This is a genomic window from Fusibacter sp. (genome assembly GCF_057447755.1).
Map to the genome: position 1 here is coordinate 1 of NZ_JBVBZF010000254.1, position 5,323 is coordinate 5,323.

General features: G+C 39.3%; 4 protein-coding genes. 3 read left to right on the plus strand and 1 reads right to left on the minus strand.

All coding sequences use genetic code 11. The features are described from left to right. A partial coding sequence (locus AC220I_RS17830) for a helicase-related protein (protein WP_486725218.1) occupies positions 1 to 826 on the plus strand: 826 nt, incomplete at its 5' end. Beyond that, the gene (gene uvrA, locus AC220I_RS17835; RefSeq protein ID WP_486725219.1) at positions 826 to 3,645 is read left to right on the plus strand and encodes an excinuclease ABC subunit UvrA; all 2,820 of its coding nucleotides are present in this window, start codon (positions 826 to 828) and stop codon (positions 3,643 to 3,645) included. The genes AC220I_RS17830 and uvrA, both read left to right, overlap by 1 nt. Positions 3,646 to 3,724: 79 nt before the next feature. On the opposite strand, the gene AC220I_RS17840 is transcribed toward uvrA, so the two are convergent. Then, positions 3,725 to 4,393, minus strand: a complete 669-nt coding sequence (locus tag AC220I_RS17840; RefSeq protein WP_486725220.1) for a hypothetical protein — start codon at positions 4,391 to 4,393, stop codon at positions 3,725 to 3,727. 138 nt (positions 4,394 to 4,531) lie between these two features. Here AC220I_RS17840 and uvrC point away from each other — a divergent pair. Next, positions 4,532 to 5,323, plus strand: a 792-nt coding sequence (uvrC, locus tag AC220I_RS17845) for an excinuclease ABC subunit UvrC (RefSeq protein ID WP_486725221.1), incomplete at its 3' end; no start/stop codon positions are given.

Here is a 5,323-nt window from a genome sequence, read left to right on the forward strand (position 1 = left end):
AGCGCTTTTTGTGAGTGCAACACCTGGTCCATATGAGTACGAGCACAGTGACAAGGCAATCGAGCAGATTATAAGACCGACTGGTCTTATTGACCCCGAGGTGGAAGTAAGACCGATTAAAGGTCAAATTGATGACCTCTATGCTGAAATCGTTCAGAGAATTGAAAAAAATGAACGCGTTCTTGTGACAACCTTGACTAAGAAGATGGCTGAAGACTTAACCGACTACTTTAAAAAAATGGATGTTAAGGTCCGTTACTTACATTCTGACATAAAGACAATTGAGAGAATGAGCATCTTACATGACTTGAGAAAAGGGGTGTTTGATGTTCTTGTGGGTATCAACTTGCTTCGTGAAGGTCTTGACATCCCAGAAGTTTCTTTAGTTGTGATCTTGGATGCGGATAAAGAGGGTTTCTTAAGATCTGAAACGTCATTGGTTCAAACCATAGGCCGTGCCGCTAGAAATATCAACGGCAAGGTTATCATGTATGCGGATAAGATTACCCGGTCCATGAAACTTGCACTGGATGAAACCAATAGAAGGCGCAGTATTCAAACTCAGTACAATGAGGAGCATGGCATTACGCCAAAGGGTATTGTAAAAGGAATACGAGATGTGATTGAAGCAACTGTTGCTGCTGAAGAAGTTGCGGCATACGAAGTAGAAAAAATTCAAAAGATGACGAAAAAGGAACTCATGTCATATGTGGAAACACTAGAAGAGGAAATGATGGAAGCATCAAGAAAACTTCAATTCGAGCGTGCAGCAGAGCTGCGTGACATGATTGTTGAAATTAAAGAGACGAAATTGAGGAAAAAGTGATGAGTAAAAATAGCATTTATGTAAAAGGTGCAAAAGAACACAATTTAAAGGATATTGACGTGAGAATTCCAAGAGACCAGTTAGTCGTTATTACAGGACTAAGTGGATCCGGTAAATCTTCACTTGCCTTTGATACCATCTATGCAGAGGGGCAAAGAAGATATGTGGAAAGTTTATCGTCTTATGCAAGACAGTTTTTAGGACAAATGGAAAAACCAAATGTGGAATATATTGAAGGACTATCACCAGCTATATCCATTGACCAGAAGACCACTAATAGAAACCCCCGCTCCACTGTGGGAACTGTAACTGAAATATACGATTATCTAAGACTCCTATATGCAAGAATCGGTACCCCCCATTGTCCTGTTTGTGGAATTGAGATTGCGCCTCAAACGGTCGATCAAATCGTAGACAAAGTGCTTCAATTGAGTGAGGGCACAAAGATTCAGGTTCTTGCGCCAATTGTTGTCGGCAAAAAGGGACAACACACTAAGATTTTAGAACAACTCAAGAAGGAAGGTTATGTAAGGGCCAGAATCAATGGAGAGGTTTTGGATTTATCAGAGGAAATTGTTCTTGAGAAAAACAAGAAGAACACCATTGAGGTTGTTGTGGACAGGCTGATTATCAAAGATGGCATCCAGCAGCGATTAACGGATTCACTTGAAGTTGTGCTCAAGTTGTCAGAGGGCTTAATCATCATCAATTGTCTTGATGGTGAAGACCTCGTATTCAACACGCAATTTTCTTGTCCAGATCATGGTCAGGGTATAGCAGAGATGGAGCCAAGGATGTTTTCCTTTAATGCACCTTATGGCGCTTGTCCAGATTGTAATGGTCTTGGATTTACCAAGAAGGTCGATCCTGAATTATTGGTCCCGGATGTTAAGTTATCTGTAAGCGAGGGCGCACTCTTGCCGATTGCCAACAGTGCTGAGGGGACATTCTATGTGAATATGATTCATGCGCTTTTGGAATATCATGGGGTTTCAAAGGATATCCCCTTTAGAGAGCTTCCAGACAAGGTAAAGCATGAGATTTTTTACGGAACAGGAAAACGTGATGTGACCTTTAAGTATGACAGTAAGTATGTCGGTTATTCAGAGTTTAACCGACCATTTGAAGGCCTTGTCAACAATTATGAGCGAAGATATGCTGCAACCAGCTCAGAATATATGCGACAAAAAATAGATGAGTTTATGAGCATGATAGAATGTGAGACTTGTCATGGCAATCGCTTAAAGGATGAAGTCCTAGCAGTTACGGTGGGTGGTAAAAGCATTATTGAAATTACGGACTTATCTGTCAAGGAAGCCATCATTTTCTTTGATGAGTTAAAGCTTGATCATACCCAATATAAAATCGCAGATCAAATCCTAAAGGAAATCAATGCAAGGCTTCATTTTCTCAAGAATGTCGGCCTTGAATACTTGTCTTTGGCAAGGGCAGCGAGTACGCTTTCAGGTGGTGAATCGCAGAGGATACGCCTTGCAACGCAAATTGGATCAGGCTTGGTTGGCGTTCTTTATATCTTAGATGAGCCAAGTATAGGCCTTCATCAAAAGGACAACCAAAAGCTGCTTAAAACGCTTAGAAACCTAACGGATTTAGGAAATACCCTCTTGGTAGTGGAACATGATGAGGAAACCATTATGGAGGCAGATTATATTTTAGACCTTGGGCCTGGTGCAGGTGAACACGGTGGTGTGATCATAGCCGAGGGGACCATAGATGATATCTTAGCTTCCGAGGACTCTCTAACAGGTCAGTATTTGTCAGGCCGAAAGAAGATTGAGGTACCTAAGGTAAGGCGACCTTCCAATGGTAAGAAAATTACCATCACCGGTGCTGTGGAGAACAACCTTAAGAATGTCAGTGTAGATATTCCACTCGGGGTTTTCTGTGCCGTAACAGGTGTTTCTGGCTCTGGTAAAAGTACCTTGATTAATGAGATCCTTTATAAGTCGTGTGCAATAAAACTGAATAAAAGTCGTATTAAGGCTGGTAAGCATGAAGATGTTTTGGGACTTGAACACATCGATAAAGTCATCGATATTGACCAGTCGCCGATTGGGAGAACGCCGCGTTCAAATCCAGCAACTTATACAGGTGTTTTTGATCATATCAGAGACATATTTGCACAGGTTCCAGAAGCAAAAATGCGCGGCTACCAAAAAGGACGCTTTAGCTTTAATGTGAGTGGTGGTAGGTGCGAACACTGTAAGGGTGACGGCATCATTAAAATAGAAATGCACTTTTTACCAGATGTATATGTTCAGTGCGATGTCTGTAAAGGCAAGCGATATAATCGTGAGACACTTGAAGTGAGATATAAGGGTAAGAATATTGCAGATGTTTTAGAGCTCACTGTCGAAGAAGCCCTTGAATACTTCTCTAATATTCCCAAAATCAAGCGTAAAATTCAAACCCTCCATGATGTTGGATTGGGCTATATAAGATTGGGGCAACCCTCTACTCAGCTGTCAGGTGGTGAGGCTCAACGTATAAAACTAGCAACTGAACTAAGCAAGGTAAGCACAGGGAAAACACTCTATATCTTGGATGAACCAACCACTGGACTCCATACTGCAGATGTTCACAACCTCATTGAAGTGCTTCAAAAATTAGTGGATGCAGGCAATACTATTGTTGTAATCGAGCATAATTTAGATGTTATCAAATCTGCTGATCATATTATCGATTTAGGTCCAGATGGTGGTGACAATGGTGGCACTATTCTTGTATCAGGTACACCAGAAGTCGTTGCTATGCACGAAACATCCTATACAGGTGAGTTTTTAAAGAAAATATTATAAGACATAAAAAAATAGGTGTTTCTGCTCGTAGAGGGCGGAAGCACCTATTTGCTATAAGTTTAATGACGATGACAATTTTTTAATAGGGTTGTATGGATTTGATTTTATGAGCGTTCAGGTAACTGATGACGTTGTTGGTGATATTGCTTGAGAGTTTCACTGCAATTTTGCCACGATCATTTTCTAGGCTGAGATAGAGAATATTGCCCTCTACGTAGTAGTACTTAAAGTCCTGATAATAATAAACGCCTGAATGTGAATATAGAATTGAGCCAATAGGAAAATCCAATCTAAAATCAATCCCCGATATTAAAATATATTCCTTTCCAAAGTAGGCTTTAGTTGTCTTATATGTGACAAAAAGCCAGATTTCAGAAACGAGAACCCATACTGCAAAAGTGAAGTAATGGACTGGTTGGAGGGCACTAAAATCAAATCGATTTCCGGTAACTGGCAATAGTACGATTAAGAATGCCAATGCATAGTAAGTCATGCGATTGATGATTTTTGCATCGTGTATATTTAAATGAAAAAGAGATTCATCTTTAAGTTGGTATTTCTTCAACACAAAAACACGCATCAAGAGTTGAGCTGTAGGGAATATGATAATCACTGCAGCCGCTAAATAATTTACATAGGCACTTGGTAAAACCATGGCGTATGGTAAAATAGGAATGATTGAGAAATAGTAAAATATTACGGCGAATAAACCTATAAAAAAGATTAACGAACGCGTCGTATTGTTCATGTAAGTTCTCCTTTGATGAAAATTAAGTTAAATAAGGCTATGACAACTTTTATTATACTAAAAAATGATGATTCCCGAAATACTTTCTATGAAATATCCGTTATAATAGGATTAAGCTATAAATGAAAGGAAATAAAAATGACACAAAATTTTGTGGTTAAGGAACATATTAAAGAACAATTGAAAAAACTGCCTCAAAATCCTGGTGTTTATATCATGAAGGACCAAGAGGGTGAAATAATATATGTTGGTAAGTCTAAAAACCTTAAAAATAGGGTGAGTTCTTATTTTAGAGGCTTTAATTCCCATATGCCTAAAGTGCAGACCATGGTCATCAATATTGCTGAATTTGAGTATTTTATTACAGATACTGAAGTTGAGGCCTTAATTCTTGAGGCAAATCTCATTAAGAAGCATTTGCCAAGATTCAATATTTTACTTAAAGACGATAAGATGTACCCTTTTATCCTGGTGACTGTTGATGAAGACTACCCTAGGGTGATGATGACACGAAATTATTCCGGCAAGGGCAAGCATTTTGGCCCTTATATGAGTACAGATAACGTACGTAAGACGCTTGACGTGATTCAGACCATTTTTCCTCTGAGAGAATGCAGCAAAAAGATTACTGACAAAATTGATAGACCTTGCTTGAACTTTCACATAGGGAGATGTGCGGGTGCTTGTAATCATGCAATCACAAAAGAAGCCTATCGTAAATATGTAGACCAAGTCTTGCTGTTTCTAAACGGTGACAGGGAATGGTTGGTTAATGATTTGAACAAGCAAATGCTAAAAGCTGCTGAGGCACTTAATTTTGAAACCGCGGCAGAGCTTCGTGACAAGATCAATGCCTTAAATGCCTTGAATGAAAAACAAAAGGCAATTCAGGCCAATGACAAGAACCAAGACTTTATTGCCTTCTATAAT